Here is a 20,328-nt window from a genome sequence, read left to right on the forward strand (position 1 = left end):
TCCGTTATTTGTTATAGACGGCCCATTGTATCAAGACTGAAGCGATTCGAATATCGCGATCCAGAGAAAGAAAAGTTAGAAATATGTACAAACGTTATATAGCCCAAATTATTTTTGCGTTAACCATACTATTCGCCGCACCAAGTTGGGCTGAAACGGAAGAAGCTGGACCTAAGTTGGCATACTTTACCCTAGAGCCTGACCTCACTACTAACTTTTACACCAAAGGCAAAAAGTTAGGTTATGTGCAAGTGCGCATCGACATCATGGTAATGAGTCAACAAGATTTATCAGTTGTTGAGCATCACCAACCTTTGATTCGCGATGCAGTGATTGAATTATTGGGTAAGCAAACAGAAGATACGATTAAGTCCCTTTCTGGCCGAGAAGATCTGCGCAAAACTTTAGTGACGACCCTCAACGAAACGCTTTTGCCTGAAACAGGTAAAACCATCATTGCCGATTTGTTGTTTACAAAATACCTTTATCAATAAACCCAAATCCGTTTTGAACATAAAAAGACCGCTCTTGAGCGGTCTTTTCATTTCATCTGCTTTAGGCTTGCTGTTGGTATTTCATCTTGCCTGAATCAAACAGCGCAATCGCCATCCCCGACAGTAGCCCAACTAAGTGAGCAGTGTTTGCAATCGCCATAAATGGCTGCACAAAACCAAGAACTAACCATACCAACATAAAAACGATGATTGGCTTGGGTAGCGTAAGGCCTAAATGTGGCAAGCGGTAACCCAATATCCACAAATAGCCAAGCAGTGCATAGACCACGCCAGACAAGCCACCGAAGTTTGCCCCTTCAACATAGAATTGGCCAGCCCCAGAAAGCGCTGCTGATACTACAAAGAGTTGCAATAGCTTACCGGAACCGAGACGACGTTCGATGTCGCCCCCCAACTGCCACCACCATAGTAAGTTGAACACGATGTGAGTCACTGAAAAGTGCAGTAACGCATGACTTAGCCATCGCCACACTTGCCATTGTTGCCCCTCAAAGGCCGGGAAGTGCAACAACTTAAACACGCCATTGCCAAAGCCAAACATTTGTAACAAGTAGATGATGGTGCACCCCGTCATGATCAGCAAAGTCATTGGGCCTGCTTTTGCTTTGACCATGCTCATGATACTCGGGCTAGAATAATGAAATGTGCTCTTGCGAGTATCGGCAACGTCCCACGAGGCAGCGCTGTATTTTGAATCAGACGGGTTAGCAAGGAACAGCTTAAGTTCAGCTTCCGCTTCTATTTCATGTTGGCTATCGGTCAGCCACAGCGCAAATTGCCCATCCCCTTCTGGCATCATCTGGATATCAATCTTGCGAGAGGCCATATAATCAATAAAGGCTTGCGCCATACGTGGATTATTTAACGTTACCAATCTCTTCATTAACTTCTCACTATCGGTAGTTCTGCTCGATGCCAGGCTTCAAAGCCACCATCCACACTGTACACCTGTTCAAAGCCTTGGTTAACTAAATATTGCGCCGCACCTTGGCTACTAATGCCGTGGTAACACATCACCAGAATAGGTTGTTCGAACTCCACTTCATCCATAAACGCAACGATCGTATCGTTAGTTAAGTGATACGCGGACTCCGCATGCGCAACGGCAAACGATTGAGGGTCACGGATATCTACAAGCTTCGCATCACCCTGCTCGAGCAGCGCTTGCGCACCTTGTACATCGATATGCTTAAACTGATCCATTTACTTTCTCATTGTCTTATTAATATACCCAAGCAACCTCGAACCTAACGTGCTAATCAGCACCCGTGGTACAGCATAAAATCTATATTTGAAGCCGCTTGGGTATACTGCCGCTATTGTAACCTATCCAACGGCAAACTTAGACACATGGATAATCAGGCTTTTCAAAAGTGTACACATTCCAACCATTTGTGGATAAAGCTGTGAATTGCGTTGATAAAGTGTATTTGGATCTTTTGATCCACAATATGTAGTGATGATCCTGATCTAACTGTGTGTATATCTATAACTATCCCCAGATGGGAAAGTGCTTGAACCCCTTATTTTGTCCGGGTTTCGAACAGTTGATAAATAATTACTTCACAGAGTTATACACAGGTAGCACATAAAATCCGGATCGCAAACGCTATCGATTTTCGATCGACAATAAAAAAGCCGAGATCACATGATCTCGGCTTTCTATGAAAATCTTACTTTCAATTAGCAGTGGAAATTAAAATTCACCCACGGCCAATTTTAGTTTCTTCATTGCATTTTTTTCTAGCTGGCGAATACGCTCGGCAGAAACACCGAACTCATCAGCTAAGTCTTGCAATGTTGCTTTCTCATCATCTAACCAACGAGAACGCACGATGCGCTGACTACGCTCATCCAAACTCGCTAATGCATGACCCAAGCGGTTGTTGGTGTGCATTTCCCAGTTTGCAGCTTCGATGTTGTCAGCCACATCAGACGATTTGTCTTCTAGGTACAGCATCGGCGCTGTGTAAGCGTTTGAGCTGTCGTCTTCATCAGTTGGCATATCAAAGGTTGAATCCACCGCCGCTAAGCGTGATTCCATCTCGCGAACTTCAGAAGGTTCAACACCTAACTCACGAGCAACGGTTTCGACTTCACCGTTGTTAAACCAACCCAAGCGCTTTTTCGACTTACGCAAGTTGAAGAACAACTTACGTTGCGCTTTAGTGGTCGCAATTTTCACGATACGCCAGTTACGTAGCACGTATTCGTGGATCTCTGCTTTGATCCAGTGGACAGCAAAAGACACCAAGCGAACCCCTACCTCTGGGTTAAAACGCTTAACGGCTTTCATTAGACCGATGTTACCCTCTTGCACAAGGTCCGCCATTGGCAAACCGTAGCCAGAGTAACCACGAGCAACGTGAACAACGAATCGTAGGTGCGAAAGAATTAGACCTTTTGCAGCCTCAATCTCACCTTTGTAGTGTAATCGTTCTGCCAGCTCACGCTCTTCGTCTGCAGTCAGCATTGGGTAGCTGTTTACTGAGCGAATATAGCTATCAAGGCTATCTTGCGTGACTAGAGCCATCGGATACGCTTCTTTTGTCATTCAATTCCTCATCAATCTCTGATCTGGAGCATTACATTGCAAATTTAGCTTCGATATCTTGAACTCAAAATGAACAAGTTTCAAGAAGGGGAAGCAATTATCCATAAACATTCGGTCTAAACAAGGGATCCAGATTAGCTAGTGCTAATAAAATCCAAGTAGTAAGACCTTCATCACTTAAACTGGTTCAATTTCTTTCAAATGTCGTTGCGCCGAAAAGCGCGCCGCAATGCATCCCAAAAGACTACCAATGATGATTAATAACAAAGATTCATCCCAGCTTAGACCAATCAGGCGAAACTGGCTGTCGTACAATGCAGCAAGATCTTCCACCGCACTATTCATAACAATGGTCACTAAAGCCGTTACCAACCACGCGATGGTGGCACCTAATACGCCAAACCACATCCCCGTGTACAAATAAGGGCGCAGAATAAAACTGTCCGTCGCACCGATCAGTTTCATGGTTTGAATCTCTTCTTTATTCGCCAGCACATTAAATCGCAACGTGTTGCCAACGATTAAAAATACCGCACCGAGCATCAACACTGTCAGAGTAATGACAATAATACTCGCGAGAGTTTTGATCGCATCAAGACGCGCCAGCCAGTCTTCGTCAAGTCTCACATCGGTCACGTCTTGTTGCTCTCGAACGTCTTTGGCTAATGACTGAATATCACTTTTTAGCTCCGAGGCTGGCGTAATCACCAACACACCGGGTAGCGCATAGCCACTTAAAAGGCTGATAGCCTGATCGAATCCTGCATATTGGCTCAAATCAGACAGACCTTGCTGTGGAGAAATATATTCTACTTCTTTTACCAAAGGCCAAGTTTCAATTTGATCTTTGAGAACCATCACACGTGCATCCGGCATGCCTTCTACTAAGTAAGCACTAACTTGCGAGGGAGATGCCACATCTTCCGCGGCACCCGCGACGTTTTTGCCCAGTAGATACAAACAAGCTGGCATAGCAAGTGCCATTGAAATCACGGCTAGGGTCAGGATATTACCTAAAGGTCGTTGCCATAAGGCGCTAAAAGAGGATTTTGCTTGTTTTGCGTGGACAGAGAAAAAACCATCGGTATTTGCACGCTTGGCACTGCGGCCTTTCCCCTTCTTTTGGGAGTGCTTGTTACCTGCCATAGTCTTCTACCTCACTTAGGAAGCCTTGGTTTAATTCAAAATGACGATACTGTGGGCGAGTGTTTACTAACCCCACATCGTGCGTGGCGAGTAAGATGGTCACTCCCGCACGATTAAATTCTTCGAACAAACGCAATACACGATTGGATAGTTCGGGATCGAGGTTACCTGTCGGCTCATCAGCCACCAGCAACGTTGGTCGATTGACCACAGCACGGGCAATACCGACGCGTTGTTGCTCACCACCAGAGAGTTGGCTCGGCAGGCAACGAGCCTTATCAAGCAAGCCAGTTTTATCTAACGCCGCAGAAACACGGCGTTTGATTTCGTTTTCAGAAATCGATTCGATGCGCATCGGCAGAGCAACATTGTCGTATACGCTGCGATCCATCAGTAGACGATGATCTTGAAAAACAATCCCAATATTGCGGCGCAAAAAAGGGATGTCTTTGCTTGGAATGCGCGTGATATCGTGACCATTAAAATGGATTTTTCCATCGGTCGGGCGCTCTATCGCGCAGATCAATTTCAGCAAGGTACTTTTACCAGCCCCGGAATGCCCGCCTAAAAACGCCATTTCACCGCGCCTCAGGTGAAAATCGACTTTTTGCAGTGCTTGTCGACCACCTCGGTAAGCTTTGCTTACTTGCTGAAATTTGATCACCGTTGATTTCCTCTAACTCTTTTTATTCTTCACGACTAAACAGTGCGTCAATAAACTCTTGAGTTTCAAATGGACGCAAGTCTTCGATACCTTCACCCACACCAATGTAACGAATTGGAATACCAAACTGATCAGCAATAGCGAAAATTACGCCGCCCTTGGCTGTACCATCCAGCTTAGTCAAAGTAATCCCGGTTAGAGGGGCAACATCACTGAAAAGTTTCGCTTGGCTGATGGCATTTTGCCCTGTACCTGCGTCTAGCGTCAGCATGATCTCGTGTGGTGCAGAGTCATCAATTTTCTTCATCACACGTACAATCTTACGCAGCTCTTCCATTAGGTTCGCTTTGTTCTGTAGACGACCCGCTGTATCAGCAATCACAACATCCACACCACGTGCTTTTGCCGCTTCAATCGCATCATAGATAACAGAAGCACTGTCTGCGCCAGTATGTTGAGCAATCACAGGAACATTATTACGTTCACCCCACACTTGTAGCTGCTCAACCGCTGCGGCACGGAAAGTATCGCCCGCTGCAAGCATCACTTTTTTGCCTTGAGTTTGGAACTGCTTGGCAAGCTTACCGATGGTCGTGGTTTTACCCACGCCATTTACACCCACCATTAAGATAACGTAAGGCGTTTTGTTGCTATCGATTTCTAGTGGCTGCTCGACTTTAGAAAGAATCTCAGCCATTTCTTCTTTCAACAAACCATAAAGGGCTTCGCCATCTTTCAGATCGCCACGTGTGGCTTTTTCTGTCAGGTTGTTGATGATTTTTGTTGTGGTATTCATGCCCACATCAGCAATAAGCAGTTGCTCTTCTAGCTCTTCAAATAAGTCTTCATCGATTTTCTTACCGCTGAACAGACCGAAGAAGCCAGCACCAATATTTGCTTTTGTTCGGCTTAGGCTGCGTTTGAGGCGAGCAAAAAAGCTCTCTGTTGGCTTTTCTTGTTCTTGAACGCGAGGTGCAGCAGGCTCTTGAGGCTCTTCTGCTTCTGCTTCTGCTGGGGCAGCCTCCGCTTTTTTCGATTCTTCTTCAAGTTCTGGCGTTGCTTCCGCTTGCTCAGCAGCCGCGTCGGTTTGCTGCTCTTCAGAAGGCGCTTCCACTGCTTCTTCTTTTACTGTTTCTTCAGTTTTTGGTTTTGGGCTTTGTTCTTCGTCACCAAAACCTAGCCACGAAAGTAATCCGCGCTTCTTTTTTTCCGTCATCTGGGGCTATCCTAGATTGTTCTTTTATCTATTAATGACTCTTTTTTGACAAGATTATTATCTGTCTAAAAAAGGCTAATGACAAAGTTGTGAAAACTTTCCGATTAGGTAATTCTAATCTTATTAGTGTTACACTCTGTCATCTTGAATATTCTGGGCTGTATCCAAGCTCCAAGCTCACGGCTTGGGCGATTAGATATAGTATCACTTTATTAGCGGTCAAAAAATCTATGGTAAGACGTCGCCAGCAAAACTCATCACAAAAAAAGCCAACAACGGGCTTTGTTCGCATTATTAGTGGCTTATGGAGAGGCAGAAAACTTCCTGTACACGATGCTGAAGGCTTACGCCCAACGACCGATCGCGTCAAAGAAACGCTATTTAACTGGCTGGCTCAAGATGTGCCGCAAGCAAAATGTCTCGACTTGTTTGCCGGCTCCGGCGGCTTAGGCTTTGAGTCGGCTTCGCGCCAAGCAGAGCAAGTGACCATGGTCGAGCTGAACCCACAAGCTTTCCAGCAATTACAGAAGAACGTGGCATCTCTTAACGCGAACAACATCCAAGTAGTGAATACCGACGCACTGAGCTTTTTAAAACAGCCGGGTACTGCGCACCATGTGGTGTTTATTGACCCACCGTTTCGTAAGGGACTATTGGATGAAACCGTGGCTCTGCTAGAACAAAATGGCTGGCTCGCGGAAGATGCGATGATTTATATTGAAACAGAAAAAGAACTCAATATTGCCGACTTACCAGAAAACTGGCAATTACATCGAGAAAAAACAGCAGGCCAAGTGAGCTATCGTCTGTATGAACGTACCTCCGCATAACGCCTCGATTTAAAAGGATACTTAAATGAAAGCATTAATTCTGCTGGCCAAAGCGGCTATCGCCTTTGTTTGGTTAGTATTGATCCTCAATATCTTTATGCCGTTTCCCGGTAATGCCGCGATTGCGCTGTACATCATGACCGCTTTTTTGTTCATCATGCACGGTTTACAAATGGCCATCTTCATTGGCGCATTTGGCGACAAAATTAAAATGAGCAGTTGGGAAAAATATTCCATCCTGATCTTTGGTATTTTTGCCCTGCTCGATATTCGTCGTAAACACATGATGTAATCGCCCAAATACTAAAAAGCCGCTCTCAAGAGCGGCTTTTTTATTGAGTTTACTCCGTCACCCAAGATAACTCTTAACACCATCCAAAAACATTTGAGTGGAGATCATCACCAGCAACAAGCCCATTAAACGCTCTACCGCTTTTAAGCCACGCTCGCCCAACAAACGATTAAAGAAGCCATAAAACATTAGAATAAAGAATGTTGCGCCCCACGCAATCACAACTGATGCGGACATTTCCAACATTTTTTCTGGATGCTGTGAAGATAGCAAAAGCAATGCTGCAATCACTGAAGGGCCCGCGATCATAGGAATGGCCATCGGAACAATAAAGGGCTCCTCGCCTGCCGCCAGTCCAGTGATGCTGCCAGCACTCGGAAAGATCATCTTAATCGCGATAATGAAGAGAATAATGCCACCTGAAATGCTGAGCGTTTCTGGCTGGACATGCAAAAAACTTAAGATGCTTTGTCCTGCAAACAGAAACAACATCAAGATCAGTAAGGCAAACAGTAGTTCACGAATCAATACCTTACGGCGACGCTTAGGATCGATGTGCTTGAGAATAGACAACACAATCGGCAAATTACCGAGAGGGTCCATGATTAGAAACAGCATGGTCGCTGCAGAAAGAATGTCCATATTCTGGCCTCACCTAAAAAATGGCGGCCAGTGTATAGCAAACTGACAACGTGAGTACATGGCTGAGGGCGAAAACAGCATATTCACCCTCGCATCATAGCCGCCGCTTAGTGATTGCAGACACGCGCCATATTGACCATAAACTTACCTTCAAGCTCACGGATTTTGTCGCGCTTGAGCAAAAATGCTAGCAATGCATCTAAGTCTAGATCATTCAGTTTACAGGTGTGAAAGCGAACGGTGTTGCCAAAGTGCTGTGCCAGCGCTTCGCGATCCATTGGCGTTTCTCGAAGTAGGTTTAGCAGCTCGTGGGCATGGATTTCACTCATTATTGACTCCAGTCATCAAGAACAATACGTCCAGTTTACTGAAATCTTCGGGAGCTGCTTTGACTTAAATTAGTAAATGATAGAGGCAACAATGAGGGCGTGGGCAAAGAAGTAGCTACCACTTACCCACAAATAGGCGTGTTTCATCGGTTTTCGGTAACCGTGTATCGCATACGCCAACGCCGAATAGATCAAAACTAGGGTTCCGCTGAAACCGATAGCATTGGCATAGCTCGGGGCCTGCAACCAAACTTCACCCGCCGCCCAAGCAAGCTGAACCAACATCATCCCCATGATCACAACAGGAAACACCAGAGAGTCGAGTTGAGGTAGCAACAAAAAGAACGCCACGATACTCGCTGCGAGCAGTAGGGCCAACAGCCACCAGACAATCTCACCATTAAGCTGCACCCAAAATGACTTGCTGTAGCACACCTGAGCAAGCAAATACGCAGCAAAGTAAATTAGCTTGCGAGTTTTAAACGAGTGCAGCGTATCTGCCACCATAGACACAATAAGCCCACCCGCAATCCAGTAGGTATATGTTGCGGATGCGCCTTGAGTTAACACCAACACAAGAAGAAGTAGCAGAGTAAAGATTTTAAACACGAGGGATTGTGTCGGGTTAGCTTGTTTTGCTCCCAACACGGAATACACACCTGATAGCCCTATCGCCAGCCAACTCCACATGCCGTATACACCTTTTACTTAAACTCGCCGCTAGTCTAGGTAGACCAGTTTTGATGTAAAGACACAATCTGCGAAAGTTGGATCTCGCTAGCGATTCGAAACATTTTGTAACCCTCAGTCTGCAGAACAATTAAGTCGATGAGCCTTAATGACGGCCATAAATATGGGGCAGAGCCCTATCCCATGAGCCAAGTTCATCAAATCACACGGCCACAATAACCCGCGCTTAGTCAGGCCATTTAACTAAAAAGCAGCCCAATGGCCTTGGTAACCCATCACGTCAAAAACTGATGACTAAACCATCAGACTGTATACATCACAGGCAACAAGAATAAATAACAGACACAAAACAGAAAATCGTCTTGGTAGCGAGCTAAGATAGTAGAAACCACCGATGAACAGATTAGAACAACATGAAAAATCAAACTTAACTCAATAACAAAAACATCAAATAACGAACGTAAGATAATGATAAATAAGGCCACATTCTCAATAACCATCGAAAACACCGACTTTATAAACCATCAAATCACTAAACACTTTTTAAGCCCATATTTTCTCATTAGATAAGAAAATTCCCCTTCCACACCTCAACTCAATGATGCACCTCCATAGCACATCTTTTTATTTTCTCAATTTTTGAGAAACACAGACAAAATCGGCAACCAACATACCAACCGAAACAAAAAACAATTTCCAAGCCAACAACAAACCAAAATTGACACTTTAAAATCATATACTTAAATAAAATACGAACAACAATCACACAATACGAGCATTTTAAATACAACACAAAAAACACAGTTTCATTAGTCAAAAACACGTAAAAAAAGACAAGTTAAGTGTATTTTTTGAAAAGACTATCGAGCATATGTTGATCAAACCCCAAAAACAGTGCTATATTAAATTCATCGAGTTCATCAAAGATTAAGGGGTAGTGTTATGATTTCATCTTCTCAAAAACAAGGGCTGGTAATGATTGCAGTGGTTGTGGGTTTAATGACACTGCCAATGATGTACTAACCTACTGATTAAAATAAAAAAGGACGCAAATGCGTCCTTTTTTATTTATCTGTGCTTTTCTACTGTATGTGTTTGGACAAGATATCCCAATGCATATAGTAGAAACCAAGAGCGGCGAGCGTAATCAACGTCATTAGCAAAATTGCTGCACGCCAAATAAAACGAGAGCTTCTTGGCGTTAGCTCTTTTTCGCAAGCGTCACATGCCGCCATAAAGCCTTTCCGATCATCCAGCTTATAATCGTCTTCGTGAACCACTTTATTACGCACAGTAGCGATAAAACGAAGTTTCGCTATCACGTCATGTGGTAAACGTTCTTCACAACTATTAATAAGTTGGTGTAACCCTTTCCCTTCTGCATGGTACTGAGTACGCAAAAGTTTTTCGATCGTTCGGGTACGCATGACTACTTTTTCAATATCTGACATCGTAACCCTCCTTACCAGACCCTTCCCGTGTTCGTTATTTTTATTCTTCTATAAATTTAGAGCTTTTTCGAGCCGTTAAGTGCAATTTTACTTTCAATTTGTGCCCTTGAGCGCATATAGCCAGACAAGTGAAAGCTGCTTAGTTCAGCTTTAGTGACGTAGCTTGCAGATGAAGCAACGATTTCATCGCGTCCCCATTGAGATAAACCGTGAAGTGCGCCGAATAAAATTCATGTCCCTTTCATTAGATTATGAATAAGTTATCTCAACTCATCGTTTCATCAGTGAGTTCTGTAGAATAGAGCTCCATGAAACATCGGAGGTTAACATGCCAATCTCACTTATTGTCGCCCTGTTCGCCCTTATTGCTTTGGGCGCATGGGTATTTTTTCGTTTCTATAGCAAGCACTATGTGGGCGAAGATGCTCCAGAACAAAGTGCACAGGTAACTATTTTAGATAAGCAAGCTATCGACGTCCCAGATGCACCACCAGGCCAAGACGACCAAGAATATTGGATTTATGTCCAACGCGGTTCTATTGGCCCTAAACGAGAGTTCCAAATTGGAGTGCACTACTACCATGCACTCAACCCTGGAGATAAAGGAACGCTAACCTATCGTGGTAACAAATTCCTTCACTTCGCCATCAAACGTTAAGGCAGTAACCAACGAGTCTTGGCAGAGCGAGAAAATAGATAGCTCATCGCCAAGGCTCCAGCTCCACTGATAATGATCCAGACTGGAATCACCCATGCGGGATGTCCGGTGTACCAACCAAACGCTTTCATCGGCCATAAGAAAATTGGGTGAAGTAAGTAAATCCCCAAGCTGTGCTGACTGATCACACTCACCACTTTTTGTACTTTTGGTGACAAGCCTTCCCCAAAGTAACGACCGATCATGAAAATCATCGAAGCCGCTAGAATGGCATTCAGTGTTTTGTAAGAAAGCCAGCGTCCAACCGTGTACTTCTCCGCCTCTAAACTGTTCGTCACGACCATAGTAAATGTCACAGCCAACGCGACGAGGCCAAACCCTGTAAATAAGGTCACCATAGAGCGGTTCAAAGGCACTTTTTGAAATAGAACATAACCCAGAGGAAGGTAACCCATGTAGAGCCACATTTGGTTACTCCACGGACCATCAATCTTGAACAAAAACAGCGTGCTGGTGAAAAGCCAAAATGCGAGATAGGTATACAACACATTGTCATCAACGTTGCGTACCATCCATTGGAACAACGGAATCACAAAATACAGCGGTATAAAGTAATAGAAAAAACCGAGGTGGTAATACGTTGCGTGGAATGGGCTATTGCTTAACACCTCTTTTACGGTTTCAAAGTCAAACCCTTGAGCCGTCCAGCCAGAGAGGTATGCATAAAACATCGACCAAATAAGAAATGGGACTAAGACTTTGCCTAAACGCCTTTTGATATAATACTTACCGTCAAATGGTCGAGTGTCACTGAGCATCAACGCTCCGGTGATCAGAATGAAAACTGGCACCGCCCAGCGGGTAACGCTATTAACGCCTACCGCCGTCAACCATTGGTCAAACGGGATCACTCCTAACTCATTTCGATAAGGGGCCAAGACGTGAATGGCGATCACTGCCACCGCAGCAAAGCAGCGCAATAAATCAAAAAACAGAACCCTTTCTCTCATACCTTTCCCTACTTTGAGTCGCTTATCGTTTATAGCATAGGGTAAATCTCAGCCAGTGAAATGGTTAACAATCTGTTTTTGCTTATTTTTAACGCAACAATGACCTACAACGGGGATTTCATCGCCACTCTAATCCGTTGGCGGGAACAAAAACCAAACATCAGCATGAACTCACGAGACCGAATCCACACCACTTGATTACGCCGCGTGACGTACAAGAAACAAAAAATGGCTCCAAGTTGGAGCCATTTTGTACGATCTACAGATAAAAACACCGGGCAAAATTTACGCTGTGGCAACGTTAGCTTTTGGCAACTTAATCGAAATCAACGTCGTCAGCGCCAAGAAAGCAAAGGAGACCCATAAGCACGCCGCAAGACCAGCCTCTTGGTAGATCCAACCCGATAATACCGTGCCAATCAAACGTCCCATCGCATTGGCCATGTAATAGAAACCCACATCCAGAGATACGCCATCGCCTTTGGCATAGCTCACAATCAGATACGAGTGCAGTGAAGAGTTAATGGCAAACACAGCGCCAAAAATCATTAACCCCACAACAATCACCAACTCAGGCTGCCAACCGATTTGCACACCATAAGCAATACCGCCCGTAATTAACGCAAGAATTCCTGCCCATACTAATGCTGCACTACCATCAGGCACGCGACCTTGCGCTTTGCCAGTAATACGCGGCGCAAAGCCTTGCACAAACCCATAAGCAATGACCCATGCGGCTAAAAAGCCACCGACCCACAAGTGATCCCAGCCAAACACACTGCCAAGATAAATAGGCAGAGCGACCACAAACCACACATCACGCGCCCCAAACAAGAACATACGCGCCGCAGATAAAATATTTATAGATTCGGACTTGGAGAAAATTTGGCGAAACTTAGGTTTGCTCTTTGCTTTACCCATGTCTGCTTCTAGCCAGATCATGCTGCAAACAAACACCAATGCCAGCACACTCGACATAATAAACATCGAGTTTTGGAAGCCCACCCAAGACAACAGCAAGCCACCAACAAAAAAGCCCGCCCCTTTGAGTGCATTCTTCGAGCCTGTCAAAATCGCCACCCATTTGTAGAGTGCGCCTTGCTGCTCGTCTGGTACTAATGTTTTAATCGCACTCTTGGCACTCATCTTGTTGAGATCTTTGGCAATCCCCGACATAGCTTGCGCCGCCATCACCCAAGGAATCGTCAGCCATGCGTTGGGTACTGCCAGCATCAACAACGCAAACACTTGCATCGCTAAACCAATGTTCATGGTTTTGTTCAGGCCTAACCTTGCGCCCAACCACCCACCAATCAAATTGGTCACCACACCAAAAAATTCATAAAAAAGGAACAGTGAGGCAATAGCTAACGTGGAATAACCCAAGTCGTGAAAATAGAGCACCACCAGCATACGCAGCGCTCCGTCGGTCACGGTAAAGTTCCAATAGTTAAACGTCACTAACATGTACTGACGAATACTTTTGTTCAATTGAGAAATCATATTGACCTCTTATGTACAGCGATAGAAGCATTTAGATCATCATGTGCCAAATGCTTATTAACCTGTACACCAACCATAAGGCGATACAACCTTAGTTCGAATTCACAAACACACCGAAATTTAAAAACGGACAAAGATAACCAATAAAAACAAAAGCTTAAATTAAAACCTTTAGTTTTACTGCTGACCTATTTTCCATTATATAAACTGGAACATAGCTTTTGGATCATGATGTTCCAAAAGCTATTTAAGCTGATCAAGCGTCTTGCGCCACGCGTTCGATGTACTCAAGCTGCACCGGTTTTGTAAACGCACCAGGGCGAAGAGCCTGCACTTCTCGCACGATATCTTCTAACTGCCATTTCTTCTCTAGCAGCAAGTGAGCCGCAAACAAACCTGTGCGACCCGAGCCGCCCATGCAGTGCATCGCGACTTTGCCACCTTGAGCAAGAATCGCATGCAGTTCCGGACTGGCTTGGTGCCACTTCGCCGCAAATTCTTCACTTGGTGCGCAGTCATCTTCAATCTCGATCTGGAACCATTTCATGCCCAGCTGCTGAGTGGTGTCACCCAAAGCCGCAACGTCTTTCGCTGCTAACTCGCTATCGTCCAATGCGGTAACGACCGCTTGAACCCCCTGCTCCTTCAACTGTTCCAACGACGCTTTCAACTCGACGCCTTTGGTACCCGGGCACGGTGTTAGGACTAATGCACTGGAGTCCAAATCTAATTGCCATGTAGGATGAGACATTGTGAACTCCTGTTATGCCGGACCAACGTTTCGAACCAATTCTGCGGTGCGCGTTGCGTATCCCATTTCATTGTCGTACCAGGCGTAAATCTTCACCATTCGTGAGCCAACCACCATGGTGGATTGTGCATCAACGATGGTTGAGCGTTGGTCGCCTTTGTAATCGATCGACACCAACGGACGCTCTTCAAAGCCAAGAATGCCTTTTAGCTCCCCTTCCGACGCCTCTTTCAGCAAAGCATTCACTTCTTCTGCTGTGGTATCGCGTTTTACATCGAAGATGATGTCGGTCAATGACGCATTCGCCAACGGTACACGTACCGCGTGGCCGTTAATCTTGCCTTTTAAATCTGGGAAAATTTCCACAATCGCAGTCGCACTGCCGGTAGTGGTCGGGATAAGACTCATGCCGCACGCACGAGCACGACGCAGGTCTTTATGTGGCGCATCCAAAATGGTTTGCGTATTGGTCAAATCGTGAATTGTCGTGAAAGAGGATTGCTCAATGCCCAACTTCTCATGAATGACTTTCACCACAGGCGCTATACAGTTTGTTGTGCACGAAGCGGCTGTCACGATACGATGTTTTTCAGGGTCGAAAATATGATCGTTCACGCCAACAACAATGTTCGCAATGCCTTCTTCTTTCACTGGCGCACTCACCACCACGCGCTTCACACCTTGATCGAGGTATTGGTCTAGGTACGAGGTTTTGCGGTGTACACCTGTCGCTTCAATCACAACATCGCAGCCAGACCAGTTCACAGCGTCGATATCACGTTGCTGAGTCGTGGCGATGCGCTTGCCATTGATGACGAGCTCATTGCCCTCAACCTGCACTTCATGGTGCCAACGACCTTGCACTGAATCGAACTCTAATAAGTGGCCAAGCGTCGCTGCATCACCTGCGACATCGTTGATTTGCACAAACTCTAACTCTGGCCAATCGAATGCCGCTCGCAGTGCTAAACGACCAATTCGGCCAAAACCATTAATGCCTACTTTAATTGTCATAGTTTTACCCTTTAATCTTCTACCTTGAATCTCTGTTTGCTATTAACAGCAAGCCTCACGACTTTTATCGTGCAAGCGTGTGATGTCGTCTTGGTACTCTTGCTTCAAACAGTTTGATGCCACTAAGTCTTCAATCAGCTTACGCATCCAACCGGGTAATTGCTGCGATAACTCGTAGTACACCCATTGCCCTCGGCGTTTATCCACCAAGATGCCACTGGAGCGTAACTGAGCAAGATGACGAGAAACTTTCGGCTGACTCTCTTGCAACGCAAACGCCAAATCACCCACGCAAGTTTCGCCTTCACGGGCCACCAGCATTAAACAACGTACGCGCGTTTCATCGGATAACAGCTTGAAAAACTGATGTGGAAGCATAATAAACATACCTATATGTGGATATGCGTATATATTTATTTAACTCTGAGATGTCGTCAAGAGTGATCCCATCATCGTCATAAAAGTTTCACATCGAAACAGCCAATAAAGATTGGAGAAGAACGGTTAGAGAGAATAAAGATACGGCAGAAATTTACGCGGTTGCGACGTTTTGACTCCAGCGAACCGCTTCGCCTAACGAGAGCTTGACCTCTTCCAAAGACAATCCCAACTGCGTCGTGATTTTTTCAACGCCTGACCAGTCGGCACGCTCGTAACACTCTTCGAGAGAAATCAGCGCACCATAAACTCCCTTGCGATGTAATAAGGCTTGTTGTACGGATTCGCTAAGTGGCAATTGCTTGACTAAAGATTCCACCGACAAATCAAGCATCGCATCTAAAATCGATAATAAGCCGACCATAAACCCTTGTTCGTTGAGGTGGGAAAATGGCTGATAACGCGACATTAATTGGCAGAACTGCGCTCGTTGTAATGAAAGGTGATACAGCTCTCGAGGCTTGTTACTAGAGATATACGACGCCACGACCAAGGAGACAAACTGCTTAAGATTATCCTGACCAAGGTAGATCAAGGCCTGACGAAACGAGCTGATTTCGACAGCGAGGTTTGGCGCTTGCGTATTTACAAAGCGCAATAATTTGTACGACAACGCGACATCTTGCGTAATGATGGTTTCAATACGAGTAAAGTCTGGCTCTGGTGAGCAGACTTCACGAAAAAGCTGTAGCGCTAACACTTGCTCAGGGCTCACGTATTTTGTTTGCGAAACTAATGGCTTACTAAAAAAGTAGCCTTGGAAAAACTTAAAGCCAGCCGCTTTGGCTTGCTCAAACTCTTCTGCGGTTTCAACACGTTCCGCCAAAAAGTGGTACTTGACGCGTTTAGCAAGGTGAGCTTTGACCAACGCACACGCTTTTTCCAGCCCCATTGCCATGATATCGAGTTTAACGATGTGCACGTAAGGTAAGAAGCGACGCCACTCCGGCGTTAAGGTGAAATCATCCAGCGCGATCAAATAACCTTCTCGATACAACTCGCGAATCGCATCGAGAAGATCATCGGTCGGCTGGCAAGTTTCCAGGACTTCGACGACGATTTTGTTTTTTGGCAAGCTGCGCGGTAAGCGGCGCACCAAGCTTTGATGAGGAAAATTGATAAAGCATCGCGAAGAAGCAATCACTGGGTTAGTGCCGAGTGATAGGAAATTCTCGACAATTAATCGGTATGTTGCTCGGTTTGACTCAATATGCGAAGGGTATGCGTTACTCTCCCCATCTCGAAACAACAATTCATAACCCAGCGTCTGTCTTTTGCGGTTAAAGATCGGCTGGCGAGCAACATACGTTGTATTCATGCTAAAGAAGGACCTATAAATGGCTTATGACTTTGCAGCTGCTAATAATGCACCACAACCCATAAACATTGAACCGAAGACTTTGTTTATTTTCCCCATGATTTTATCGGAGCGAATAAAACGTCCCATTTGCGCCGCCAAGGTGGTGTAACCCAACATCACGCACGCGTCGATCACAACAGTTGTAACACCAAGCACCAACAGTTGCGTCAGTTGGTCTTGTGCCGGGTCAATAAACTGTGGAAACAACGCCACCAGAAAAACAATCGATTTAGGGTTCGTCAGGTTAATCAAAATAGCTTTGTACAAGAGTGCCATGCCAGACATGTCTTTGTGGCTCTCAGCAGCCACCAAGCTGGAAGTGTCTCGCCATTTCTGGATACCCAACCAAACCAAATAAGCCGCGCCAACCCATTTAATGACAGAAAATGCCGTTGCCGATTGTGCGACCAGCGCACCAATTCCCGCCCCAACTAACGCAATGTGAATGGCCAAACCAATTTGGAGACCGATCACAGCCCCCAAAGATTTGCGAGTACCGTAACTCAAACCATTGCTGATTGAGTTCACCGTGCCAGACCCCGGAGCCAAACTAAAAACGATTGCAGTTACTACATAAGCTAACCAGACGTGGGTATCCATTGCATTTCCTCACTAATTCTTCGATGATACATCGCGTAAACAACGTATCTTCAGGTAATCGACTAATGGCTACTAACCATTCACCTTTGACTTATACTCAAGAGTCATTATTTGAGCAAGCAATTGGTGGTCCGATCGCGGCACTTTGGCAAACTCGCCAAGAAGGCTTTGTTAAAGGAACTGAAAAAAAGAACATCTACTGGTGTAAACTGACCAACCCAGAACATAAAAAAGCCGTGCTCATCGTTAATGGGCGCATTGAATCTTCCTGGAAATACCAAGAGCTGTTTTACGATCTCTATCGCCAAGGCTTCGACGTCTATTCCTTTGACCACCGCGGACAAGGTTTATCAGATCGTCTATTGTCTGACTCAGATATGGGTCACGTCTATGACTTTACTGATTATATTGACGATATGGACGTGGTCGTAAACAAACACGACCTTAGCGACTATCAGCAATGTTTCATCATTGCCCACTCCATGGGCGGCGCAATCGCTACACGTTATCTGCAAACTCACCCAGAACATCCCTTTACCGGCTTGATTCTCAGTGCGCCTATGTTTGGTATTAATCTGCCATGGTACTTATCGCCAATAGCGATTCCAGTGACACAAATTATGTCAGCGGTATCCACTTTGCCACGTTATGCGCCAGGACATCAGGCCTACTTTCCTAAACCCTTTGAAGATAACCCGCTCAGCCAAAGCTATGGTCGCTACCAATGGTTCCGAAATCTCTATACGGAAAAACCGGAACTGCAAGTCGGTGGACCGAGCACACGATGGGTATGGCAAGGGCTAATGGCAGCAAAACAATGCTTTTTATTGACTCGCCAAGTCAAAGTACCGGTGCTCCTGATTCAAGCTGGGAACGATCGTATTGTCAGCAATCTGGCACAAAAACGTTTTATCGATAAATTGCGTAAAACCAACCCACATGCGGAGCTACTTTCTATCGAAGGCGCACAGCATGAGATCTTATTCGAGACCGACCTGTATCGTAATCAAGCACTCGATGCGATCTTCCGCTTTATGAATGACCCGAAATCATCGCCAAACGAAAAAACATAATAAGAACTCTAGGCGACCATTTCACGGCCATGATTAAAGAGGAAATGTCTGCACATTGATTTACCCTCTTTTTCATCCTCATTTTGACGTACACTGCTTGGGTCTGGCTGCGTTTAACAACGTAGATGCAACCGACCAAAAATTCCCCCGCATTCGGAGCAGTATGATCTAGTCAGTCTGCTGTACTCCGTTTGCAATTCACCTGTTCCACACTATCCAAACCGTTTACGAGGACTTCATGAGCACATCGCTACCTTGCAAAGAGATCACTAAAATCGTTGCCTCTGATCTGGATGGCACGTTACTCGCACCAAACCATCAGCTCAGTGCTTACTCAAAAGAGACGCTAAAAGCGCTGCATGAAAAGGGTTACACCTTTGTCTTTGCAACAGGCCGTCACCACGTAGACGTTGCGAGCATCCGTCGTCAGGTCGGTATTCCGGCTTACATGATCACCTCGAACGGTGCCCGTGTGCATGACCAGGAAGATCAGCTGATGTACAGCGAGAATGTCCCTGCAGAACTGGTTCAAGGCGTGATCGACACGATCAAGCACGATCAAGAAATACTTATCCACATGTATCAAAATGACAGTTGGTTGATGAACAAAGACGACGAAACATTGCGTGATTTCCATGACGAATTCACATACGTCTTATTCGATGAAGACCAAGCACCAACTGACGGTATTGCGAAAATCTTCTTCACCCATCCAGCACAAGACCACGAACGCTTGGTGGTGTTTGAAAACAAACTACGTGAACAATTTGGCGATAAGCTGAATATTGCGTTTTCAACACCATGGTGCTTGGAAGTAATGAGTGCAGGTGTGTCTAAAGGCCATGCTCTTGAAGCGGTAGCGAAAAAACTCGGCCTCACGTTAGAAAATTGCGTGGCATTTGGTGATGGCATGAATGACGTAGAAATGCTGTCGATGGCAGGTAAAGGATTGGTCATGGGTACATCACACGAGAAAGTGATGAAAGCATTGCCAAATAACGAAGTGATTGGCAGCAATGCAGAAGATGCTGTTGCACACTACCTACAAGATCACTTGCTGTAAGCTGCAATACTCCAAACAATAACAAAGGGCTGCACATTCGCAGCCCTTTTCTTTTATCGCTGACTTGGCAACTTCTCTTTGCCAAGGATCGCTTCCCACTCTTCTTCTGTCACTGGCATGATCGACAAGCGATTTCCACGTTTCACCAATGGCATGTTCTCAAGTTCTGGCATCGCTTTCATCACCGATAACGGAATCACTCGCGCCGTTTTACGCACGAATTCGACATCCACCATAATCCAACGCGGGTTGTCTGGGTCTGACTTTGGGTCGAAATAATCACTTTCAGGATCGAACTGGAAATGATCGGGATAGGCTTCTCTCACGACTTTAGCAATACCGGCAACGCCAACATTCTTGCAAGAAGAATGATAAATCAGGACTAAATCGCCCACCTTCACTTGGTCACGCATCATATTGCGCGCCTGATAATTACGAACTCCCTCCCAACATGAAACCTTTTGGGTTCGAAGCGTGTCAATAGAAAAGGTATCTGGTTCAGTTTTAAATAACCAATATGCCATAATGC

Annotated in this window: 24 protein-coding genes; 6 read left to right on the forward strand and 18 right to left on the reverse strand. The window is 45.3% G+C overall.

The features are described from left to right. Positions 1 to 83 precede the first annotated feature (83 nt). Positions 84 to 494: a flagellar basal body-associated protein FliL gene (locus tag ACHFJ9_RS22430; protein ID WP_005378687.1), complete on the forward strand. Its 411-nt coding sequence runs from the start codon at positions 84 to 86 to the stop codon at positions 492 to 494. A gap of 61 nt (positions 495 to 555) precedes the next feature. Here the strand turns inward: ACHFJ9_RS22430 and glpG are convergent, their stop codons facing one another. From glpG to ftsY, 6 genes are all read right to left on the reverse strand, one after another. Continuing rightward, a complete protein-coding gene (glpG, locus tag ACHFJ9_RS22435; RefSeq protein ID WP_170903530.1) occupies positions 556 to 1,398 on the reverse strand; it encodes a rhomboid family intramembrane serine protease GlpG in 843 nt (280 codons plus the stop codon). Continuing rightward, the gene (glpE, locus tag ACHFJ9_RS22440) at positions 1,398 to 1,718 is read right to left on the reverse strand and encodes a thiosulfate sulfurtransferase GlpE (RefSeq protein WP_005378691.1); all 321 of its coding nucleotides are present in this window, start codon (positions 1,716 to 1,718) and stop codon (positions 1,398 to 1,400) included. The genes glpG and glpE overlap by 1 nt, the downstream gene beginning before the upstream one ends. 493 nt (positions 1,719 to 2,211) lie before the next feature. Next, positions 2,212 to 3,069, reverse strand: coding sequence for an RNA polymerase sigma factor RpoH (gene rpoH, locus ACHFJ9_RS22445; RefSeq protein ID WP_005378693.1), 858 nt, complete (start codon positions 3,067 to 3,069; stop codon positions 2,212 to 2,214). A 177-nt stretch (positions 3,070 to 3,246) separates the two neighbouring features. After that, positions 3,247 to 4,215, reverse strand: coding sequence for a permease-like cell division protein FtsX (ftsX, locus tag ACHFJ9_RS22450; RefSeq protein WP_005393793.1), 969 nt, complete (start codon positions 4,213 to 4,215; stop codon positions 3,247 to 3,249). After that, on the reverse strand, positions 4,205 to 4,879 hold the full coding sequence (gene ftsE / locus ACHFJ9_RS22455) for a cell division ATP-binding protein FtsE (protein WP_005393800.1): 675 nt from the start codon (positions 4,877 to 4,879) through the stop codon (positions 4,205 to 4,207). The genes ftsX and ftsE overlap by 11 nt, the downstream gene beginning before the upstream one ends. Positions 4,880 to 4,901: 22 nt before the next feature. Next, positions 4,902 to 6,095, reverse strand: a complete 1,194-nt coding sequence (gene ftsY / locus ACHFJ9_RS22460; protein ID WP_395356345.1) for a signal recognition particle-docking protein FtsY — start codon at positions 6,093 to 6,095, stop codon at positions 4,902 to 4,904. Positions 6,096 to 6,325: 230 nt separating this feature from the next. On the opposite strand from ftsY, the gene rsmD reads away from it, so the two are divergent. Further along, the gene (rsmD, locus tag ACHFJ9_RS22465; RefSeq protein WP_012841297.1) at positions 6,326 to 6,925 is read left to right on the forward strand and encodes a 16S rRNA (guanine(966)-N(2))-methyltransferase RsmD; all 600 of its coding nucleotides are present in this window, start codon (positions 6,326 to 6,328) and stop codon (positions 6,923 to 6,925) included. A 25-nt stretch (positions 6,926 to 6,950) separates the two neighbouring features. Beyond that, on the forward strand, positions 6,951 to 7,217 hold the full coding sequence (locus ACHFJ9_RS22470; RefSeq protein ID WP_005393805.1) for a DUF1145 domain-containing protein: 267 nt from the start codon (positions 6,951 to 6,953) through the stop codon (positions 7,215 to 7,217). 57 nt (positions 7,218 to 7,274) lie between these two features. Here the strand turns inward: ACHFJ9_RS22470 and ACHFJ9_RS22475 are convergent, their stop codons facing one another. From ACHFJ9_RS22475 to ACHFJ9_RS22490, 4 genes are all read right to left on the reverse strand, one after another. After that, positions 7,275 to 7,859, reverse strand: coding sequence for a YhgN family NAAT transporter (locus ACHFJ9_RS22475; protein WP_005393807.1), 585 nt, complete (start codon positions 7,857 to 7,859; stop codon positions 7,275 to 7,277). Positions 7,860 to 7,966: 107 nt separating this feature from the next. Continuing rightward, positions 7,967 to 8,188 carry a YecH family metal-binding protein gene (locus ACHFJ9_RS22480; RefSeq protein WP_258665218.1) on the reverse strand — a complete coding sequence of 74 codons (222 nt, stop codon included), beginning with the start codon at positions 8,186 to 8,188 and terminating at the stop codon, positions 7,967 to 7,969. Between the two features lie 69 nt (positions 8,189 to 8,257). Then, a complete protein-coding gene (locus ACHFJ9_RS22485) occupies positions 8,258 to 8,878 on the reverse strand; it encodes a lysoplasmalogenase (protein WP_005393811.1) in 621 nt (206 codons plus the stop codon). A gap of 1,082 nt (positions 8,879 to 9,960) precedes the next feature. Next, positions 9,961 to 10,329 carry a hypothetical protein gene (locus ACHFJ9_RS22490; protein ID WP_005393815.1) on the reverse strand — a complete coding sequence of 123 codons (369 nt, stop codon included), beginning with the start codon at positions 10,327 to 10,329 and terminating at the stop codon, positions 9,961 to 9,963. A gap of 328 nt (positions 10,330 to 10,657) precedes the next feature. Between ACHFJ9_RS22490 and ACHFJ9_RS22495 the strand changes: the two genes are divergently transcribed. Continuing rightward, positions 10,658 to 10,987, forward strand: a complete 330-nt coding sequence (locus ACHFJ9_RS22495; protein WP_012841295.1) for a DUF2500 domain-containing protein — start codon at positions 10,658 to 10,660, stop codon at positions 10,985 to 10,987. Here the strand turns inward: ACHFJ9_RS22495 and ACHFJ9_RS22500 are convergent. The 7 genes from ACHFJ9_RS22500 to rhtB all read right to left on the reverse strand — a co-directional run bounded on the left by ACHFJ9_RS22500 (position 10,984) and on the right by rhtB (position 17,663). Continuing rightward, positions 10,984 to 11,997, reverse strand: a complete 1,014-nt coding sequence (locus ACHFJ9_RS22500) for an acyltransferase (RefSeq protein ID WP_301582176.1) — start codon at positions 11,995 to 11,997, stop codon at positions 10,984 to 10,986. The genes ACHFJ9_RS22495 and ACHFJ9_RS22500 overlap by 4 nt on opposite strands. 285 nt (positions 11,998 to 12,282) lie before the next feature. Beyond that, positions 12,283 to 13,500, reverse strand: coding sequence for an organoarsenical effux MFS transporter ArsJ (gene arsJ / locus ACHFJ9_RS22505; protein WP_395356349.1), 1,218 nt, complete (start codon positions 13,498 to 13,500; stop codon positions 12,283 to 12,285). A 256-nt stretch (positions 13,501 to 13,756) separates the two neighbouring features. After that, positions 13,757 to 14,251, reverse strand: a complete 495-nt coding sequence (locus ACHFJ9_RS22510) for a cyclin-dependent kinase inhibitor 3 family protein (protein ID WP_395356351.1) — start codon at positions 14,249 to 14,251, stop codon at positions 13,757 to 13,759. 12 nt (positions 14,252 to 14,263) lie between these two features. Beyond that, a complete protein-coding gene (locus ACHFJ9_RS22515; protein WP_301582178.1) occupies positions 14,264 to 15,265 on the reverse strand; it encodes an ArsJ-associated glyceraldehyde-3-phosphate dehydrogenase in 1,002 nt (333 codons plus the stop codon). A 42-nt stretch (positions 15,266 to 15,307) separates the two neighbouring features. Next, positions 15,308 to 15,643: a metalloregulator ArsR/SmtB family transcription factor gene (locus ACHFJ9_RS22520; RefSeq protein ID WP_005393826.1), complete on the reverse strand. Its 336-nt coding sequence runs from the start codon at positions 15,641 to 15,643 to the stop codon at positions 15,308 to 15,310. Between the two features lie 154 nt (positions 15,644 to 15,797). Further along, complete coding sequence (locus tag ACHFJ9_RS22525; RefSeq protein ID WP_005393827.1) at positions 15,798 to 17,021, reverse strand: EAL and HDOD domain-containing protein; 1,224 nt, start codon at positions 17,019 to 17,021, stop codon at positions 15,798 to 15,800. Between the two features lie 24 nt (positions 17,022 to 17,045). Further along, complete coding sequence (gene rhtB / locus ACHFJ9_RS22530) at positions 17,046 to 17,663, reverse strand: homoserine/homoserine lactone efflux protein (RefSeq protein ID WP_005393828.1); 618 nt, start codon at positions 17,661 to 17,663, stop codon at positions 17,046 to 17,048. Between the two features lie 65 nt (positions 17,664 to 17,728). Here rhtB and ACHFJ9_RS22535 point away from each other — a divergent pair, with 65 nt between their 5' ends. Together ACHFJ9_RS22535 and ACHFJ9_RS22540 are read left to right on the forward strand one after the other, a co-directional pair. Beyond that, complete coding sequence (locus ACHFJ9_RS22535; protein ID WP_395356355.1) at positions 17,729 to 18,736, forward strand: alpha/beta fold hydrolase; 1,008 nt, start codon at positions 17,729 to 17,731, stop codon at positions 18,734 to 18,736. A 238-nt stretch (positions 18,737 to 18,974) separates the two neighbouring features. Continuing rightward, on the forward strand, positions 18,975 to 19,799 hold the full coding sequence (locus ACHFJ9_RS22540; protein ID WP_005393831.1) for a Cof-type HAD-IIB family hydrolase: 825 nt from the start codon (positions 18,975 to 18,977) through the stop codon (positions 19,797 to 19,799). 53 nt (positions 19,800 to 19,852) lie between these two features. Here ACHFJ9_RS22540 and ACHFJ9_RS22545 read toward each other — a convergent pair whose 3' ends face one another. Further along, positions 19,853 to 20,323 (reverse strand): EVE domain-containing protein, encoded by a 471-nt coding sequence (locus tag ACHFJ9_RS22545; RefSeq protein WP_109170341.1) that lies wholly within the window; start codon positions 20,321 to 20,323, stop codon positions 19,853 to 19,855. Positions 20,324 to 20,328 lie beyond the last annotated feature (5 nt).

It is taken from the genome of Vibrio sp. D3 (assembly GCF_043995865.1).
GTDB lineage: Bacteria > Pseudomonadota > Gammaproteobacteria > Enterobacterales > Vibrionaceae > Vibrio > Vibrio diabolicus.